6 protein-coding genes and 1 pseudogene are annotated in these 4,625 nt (G+C 65.0%); 2 read left to right on the top strand and 5 right to left on the bottom strand.

The features are described 5' to 3' along the window. The 3 genes and pseudogenes from GJ629_RS17300 to GJ629_RS14410 all read right to left on the bottom strand — a co-directional run. Positions 1–126 (bottom strand): annotated as a pseudogene (locus GJ629_RS17300) (inorganic pyrophosphatase); the annotation flags it as partial. A 37-nt stretch (positions 127–163) separates the two neighbouring features. Beyond that, entirely contained in the window at positions 164–1,948 is a 1,785-nt protein-coding gene (locus tag GJ629_RS14415; protein ID WP_157513653.1) for a DUF6517 family protein, read from the bottom strand. A gap of 96 nt (positions 1,949–2,044) precedes the next feature. Continuing rightward, positions 2,045–2,578: an inorganic diphosphatase gene (locus GJ629_RS14410; protein ID WP_157513652.1), complete on the bottom strand. Its 534-nt coding sequence runs from the start codon at positions 2,576–2,578 to the stop codon at positions 2,045–2,047. A gap of 188 nt (positions 2,579–2,766) precedes the next feature. Between GJ629_RS14410 and GJ629_RS14405 the strand changes: the two genes are divergently transcribed. Next, positions 2,767–3,126 (top strand): PadR family transcriptional regulator, encoded by a 360-nt coding sequence (locus GJ629_RS14405; protein ID WP_157513651.1) that lies wholly within the window; start codon positions 2,767–2,769, stop codon positions 3,124–3,126. Between the two features lie 3 nt (positions 3,127–3,129). On the opposite strand, the gene GJ629_RS14400 is transcribed toward GJ629_RS14405, so the two are convergent. Both GJ629_RS14400 and rnhA read right to left on the bottom strand, forming a co-directional pair. Beyond that, positions 3,130–3,681 (bottom strand): rnhA operon protein, encoded by a 552-nt coding sequence (locus tag GJ629_RS14400; RefSeq protein ID WP_157513650.1) that lies wholly within the window; start codon positions 3,679–3,681, stop codon positions 3,130–3,132. Beyond that, the gene (gene rnhA, locus GJ629_RS14395; RefSeq protein ID WP_305037660.1) at positions 3,674–4,270 is read right to left on the bottom strand and encodes a ribonuclease HI; all 597 of its coding nucleotides are present in this window, start codon (positions 4,268–4,270) and stop codon (positions 3,674–3,676) included. The genes GJ629_RS14400 and rnhA overlap by 8 nt, the downstream gene beginning before the upstream one ends. Positions 4,271–4,393: 123 nt before the next feature. Between rnhA and GJ629_RS14390 the strand changes: the two genes are divergently transcribed. Continuing rightward, positions 4,394–4,625, top strand: a 232-nt coding sequence (locus GJ629_RS14390) for a TFIIB-type zinc ribbon-containing protein (protein WP_305037659.1), incomplete at its 3' end; no start/stop codon positions are given.

Below are 4,625 nucleotides of genomic sequence, written 5' to 3'. Positions count from 1 at the left end.
CTCGTCGTAGAGGTCCTGTGCGTGCTCGATGGCGTCTTTCGCGGCCGCTTTGTCCTCGAAGCCCAGCGTCTCGACCACCCTGCCCGCTGCGAGGTTCTTGGCGGTCGACTCGTCGATCCCGCTCAGTTCACGGCCTTGGACAGCTCCGCTCCGGCTTTGAACTTCACGTCGTTCGACGCCTCGGCGGCACCGACGAGGTGGAGGACGGGTGCGTCGAGCGCGTCGCGACGGCAGACGGGCGGACGTCGTCGCCATCGTCGTTACAGTCACCTGTGTCGTGCCTGGCGAGCGCTTCCCGAGACTGGACGCCCCAGCAGTACACCTCGCCGTCGTCCCTGCACACCGAGTAGGCACCGTCGGGCAAGTACTCGGCGTCCGGGGCGTAGTCGTCGCTGAGCGTTACGTTCCCGTATTTCGCCCGCCCGGGGCGTTTTCGGAGAAGTAAGTCGTCGCCGTCCTGATACTCGATCTCGACACTCTCGTCGTCGCTGACGGAGTGGGTCACTGGTGCGACGTGGTTCGGGCCGGCGGCGGTCAGCAGCGTCGCGCTGTTCTCGTAGAGTGCGCCGTCGTCGATCTGCCAGCCGCCGACGAACAGCAACTGATTGTCGTGACGGATCCGACGCACGAAGAACAGTGCGGGCATCGGACGTGGGCTGTCCGGCGGCGTCGCCGTGACGGGAACGACGAACACCCCCGAGACGGTCGCCTCCCCGGAAGTGGTCTCCCCGCCCCAGGAATCATTATAATCGAAGCAACACTCATCTCCCCCACCCGGTTGGCCTGAGGCCCGGACCATCGGCACCGTGCGGTCGGCCTCCGGCGTCGCCCCGGTGACGACGACCCCGCCCGAGGTTCCGAAGGCGGCGACGCCGCGGCGGATGTCGTTCTTGTCGATGTCGTCGGGCCGGCTGAGGTCGAAGCCGTCCTGAAGTTCGAGCGTCGACGCGAGGAGCGTCCGGCAGGACAGGTCCCGGTGGACAGCAGCGGCGCGGTCGGTCTGTGCACAGCCGTCGGCGTCACGCTCGCCAGTGAAGTATTCGAGCACGCGCTCGGGCGTCAGTTCGTCGACCAGTTCGAGGCCACCGCCACGGACCCGGGCGTCCGGGAGCGTGACGACGAAGTGCTCGCCGATGGTCGGCTCCTCGCCGAGGTAGTCGTACAGATCCTCGGTGTCGTCGGAGATTCCGTCGCCGTCGCTGTCGAGATCGTCGCGGACGCCTTCGATGTCGCCCTGGACGATCCGGCGGGCCTGCTGCATAGAGCGCCTCGCGCTGTCCCACTCGCCCGCCGCGACGGCGTCGCTGGCGTCCTCCGCGAGGCCTTTCCGTGCATCGGCGTTCTCGGCGACGGTGTTGCAGGTCTCCGAGGAGCAGCGCTCGGCCGTCTGTCGGGCCTTCGTCGTGGCGTTGATGAACGCGTCGAGGGTCGCCGACGCGTCGTCGTTCGACTGGTCGTCGATGGCCGCGACGGCGGCGTCGGCGTAGACCAGTATCGATCGCTCGATGTCGAGCAGGTCAACGAGGTCGTCGATCCCGTCGGCGTCGGAGTCCTCGTCGTCCGGATCGGGCACCCAGATCGTCTTCCGCTTGTTCGAGCGCGAGGAGTTGTAGTCCTGTGCCTTCGTGGTCGAACTGGTGCTCCAGCCGTCGATGTCGATGCGACGGTCTTCCGCTCGCAAACTCGGCGGGACGAACCTGACGTCGACCGATCCGCTCGTGTATACACCCTCGCCGCTGACATCACCGGCGTAGAATCCGGCCGGCGAGGCCGTTTTCGTTCCCACGGCCGCGTCGCTGGCGCTGTCTAACAGTCCGTCGAGCGCGCTACAGCCAGCCAGTCCCCCGAGTGTGACTGTCCCGGTCGCTGCGAGAAACGCCCGCCTCGTTGCGTCGTATTCGCCCCCGGACTCCTGCCCACCGACCTTCGCCGCCTCCGTCTTGGTCATCTCCCATATATACACAACTCATAAGTATATAAATATATCTCAAAGAATATAACTACTGGTGGGGCTGTCTCGGACAGGGAGCCCCGGTCTGTTACCTCAGTCGAAGTTCTCGTCGTAGAGGTCCTGTGCGTGTTCGATGGCGTCTTTCGCGGCCGCCTTGTCCTCGAAGCCAAGTGTCTCGACCTCCTTGCCCTCCTCTAAGTTCTTGTAGGTCGCGAAGAACTCCTCTATCTCGTCGAGTTGCTGCTGGGGGATGTCTTCGAGGTCCTCGATGTGGTCGTAGCGGGGGTCCTCGGTGGGGACGGCAATGACCTTGTCGTCCTGTTCGCCGTCGTCGTCCATCTTCATCAGCGCGACCGGACGGGCCTCGATGACACACCCGGGGAACGTCTGGTCTTCGACGAGGACGAGGACGTCGAAGGGGTCCTCGTCGTCGTAGTAGCTCTGGGGGATGAACCCGTAGTCGGAGGGGTAGTGGACGTTGCTGTGGAGGACGCGGTCCAGCACGACGCCGGGGACGTCCTTGTCGTACTCGTATTTGTTTCGCTCGCCCTTCAGACACTCGACGACGGCGTAGATCTCTTCGGGCGGGTTCGGTCCGGTCTCTAAGTCCGTCCAGAGGTTCGTCATCATGTCCGGGTCGGACAGGCGGTCACATAGTGGTTTCGACACCGTTCGCCGAGTATCACGAACGGGAGGGGAAGAACGTGTTATTTCGTGACAAGGGACACCGATGTTACTTGCTTACGGTGCTGAAACCACAGTACAGCGGTTGATAGTTAACAAGCGTTAAATAGCGTGATGACATTTGGCTAACTATGTCAGAGGCACAAAGCGTATCGACGACTCCGGGCGTCGCCCGGGAACTGACCGCCTTCCAGCAGAACATTCTCGTCATCCTCGCCGAGGAGCCACGGTACGGGCTGGCTATCAAGCGGGAACTCGAGAGCTACTACGATTCGGAGGTCAACCACGGCCGACTCTACCCCAACCTCGACGACCTCGTCGAGATGGGACTGGTCGAGAAGAGCGAACTCGACAAGCGGACCAACCAGTACGCGCTGACTGACGACGGCTACGACGCCGTCCTCGACCAGTTGAGCTGGGAGTTCTCGAAGATAGCGACCGACGACGGCCGTGCGGCCGACCTGCGTGGCCTCGTCGACGACGCCGAGTAACGTCTACTCGGGCCGTTCGCTGTCTGTGCGCTCGAAGATCAGATCGAGCGACTGCGATAGTGTTTCGCGCTGGGCGTCGCTCGGCCAGCTGTTGCGCGGGAAGTACTCCGACTCGAACTCCCGTAGCTCCGCGGCCGTCGCCTCGTCGATGCGCTTTGCGTAGTGGTTCGCCAGAAAGTCCGCCAGCGCCCGGGCCGTCGCCGCGTGCGGGTCCCCGTGTGCCTCGTCGACGGCCGCGACGATATCGTCGTTGTACTCGGCGACCGCCTCCCAGTTGTCGGGGTCGGCCGGCCCTTCGAGGGGGCGTTCGATCCCACGGTCGACATCGTCGACGCGGTCCGGGTGGACGTTGCCTTCCTCGTCGGTCCACTCGGCGGGGTGGGCGACCAGCACCGGCCGGTCGTCTTCCCTGACTCGCGTCGTGTAGTCGTACTCCGCGAGCAACTGTTCGCGCCGGTCCCGGTAGGCGGCGGCCTCGTTGTCGTCGACGGCCGACCGGGCCCGGCGGGTGAGCCGTTCGGCCTCATCTATCACGTCTGTCGGTGGCTCAGTCATCCTCGAAGGCCTCGTTGGCCAGTTCGTCGGCGCGCTCGTTTATCTCCCGCGGAACGTGGTCGAGCGACCACTCCCCGAACCGCGATAAAAGCTCCCGGACCCGGACGCGACGCTCCCGCAGGTCCGGGTCGTTGGCGTCGTACTCCCCGCGGACCTGCTTGACGATCAACTCCGAGTCGCCCCTGACCTCGACGCTGTCGAACCCGTGGTCCGTGGCGACCTCGAGGGCCCGGATCAGCGCCTCGTACTCCGCGCGGTTGTTCGTCGCCGTCCCGATGCGGTCGTTGCCCTCGCTGACGATACCACCGTCACCGGTCACGACGACCCACCCGATGGCCGCCGGCCCGGGGTTGCCCCGCGAGGCCCCGTCGAAGTAGACGTGTGCCCGGCCACCCGACTCCGAGAGCAACCCCCGCCAGTCGCTCGGCCCCGTCGCCCTGCACGACGACTTTCCCGTCGTAGGCGACGGCCGTCGCGCCGGCGTGGCGCGCGCGCAGCGCTCGTGGTCCGTGTTCCCCGACTCGACGTCGACGCCGGCGTCTTCCAGTCGCTCGCGCGCCGCCGACACGTCGCACTCGATCACTGGCATCGACGGCCTATCGCCGATCAGCGGGCTTACACCTTCCGATTCCGGGAAGTAATAGCTCTTGTGGCACGACTCCGCTATCGGCCAAAGTTTTATAAAATAGGAGAGTACTACTATATAAGTGCGATGACACGGTCCACCCGCCAGCGGGAGCGAGAGAACGAGTCGACAACAGACGTCGAGGACGAGGGGGTGCGGGACTGCCCGGAGTGTGGATCGGAGAACCTCGTGAAAAGCTCCGATAGGGGGGAGTTGATCTGTGACGACTGCGGGCTGGTCGTCGAGGAGGAGAACATCGACCCGGGGCCGGAGTGGCGGGCGTTCAACCACAACGAGCGCCAGGAGAAGTCCCGCGTCG

This window comes from Halapricum sp. CBA1109 (assembly GCF_009741825.1).
Lineage (GTDB): Archaea > Halobacteriota > Halobacteria > Halobacteriales > Haloarculaceae > Halapricum.
This window is presented reverse-complemented; position numbering and strand designations above follow the sequence as displayed.